The sequence below is a fragment of the Ruminococcus sp. 5_1_39BFAA genome (genome assembly GCF_964240875.1).
In the GTDB taxonomy this organism is placed as follows: Bacteria; Bacillota; Clostridia; order Lachnospirales; family Lachnospiraceae; genus Blautia_A.
Map to the genome: position 1 here is coordinate 1 of NZ_CAXSVO010000097.1, position 579 is coordinate 579.

The window sequence follows — 579 nt, forward strand, 5'->3', positions numbered from 1 at the left end:
ATCACCTGGATGAAATGATTGGAGACATCATCGGTAAGAATAGCGGTTTGTTCCTTGATCTGGCTGTGTATTCAGTCATTGCAGAGAACAATGCCGGTCAGTATTATCCTGATTATGCATTTAATCATCCGCTATTCACGGACGGGATGAAAATCTATAGTGACTCGAAGGTTTCTGACTTCATTAACAGTATTACAAGAGACCAAAGTCTTGCGTTTTTGGATGGATGGAATGAAAGACAGGATCATAGCAAAAAGATATACATATCTTACGATTCAACAAACAAAAACTGCCAGGCAGGGGATATCGATTTCGTAGAATACGGGCATCCCAAGGAAGATACCGGAGCACCTGTCATTAATTATTCTGTTGCTTATGATGGAAACAATGCAAAACCATTGTACTATGAGGATTATCCGGGAAGTATTGTAGATGTCTCACAGCTACAGTACACATTGGAAAAAGCAGGCGGTTATGGCTATAAAAACGTTGGGTTTATTCTGGATAGGGGATATTTCAGTAAAGAAAACATACACTACATGGACAAATGCGGATATGAGTTTGTCATTATGATGAAGG

The 579-nt window shown here is 39.4% G+C and carries 1 protein-coding gene; it reads left to right on the forward strand.

Annotation, left to right across the window (positions count from 1 at the left end; all coding sequences use genetic code 11):
* A partial coding sequence (locus ACESZH_RS23940) for a transposase (RefSeq protein WP_373219994.1) occupies window positions 1–579 on the forward strand: 579 nt, incomplete at both ends.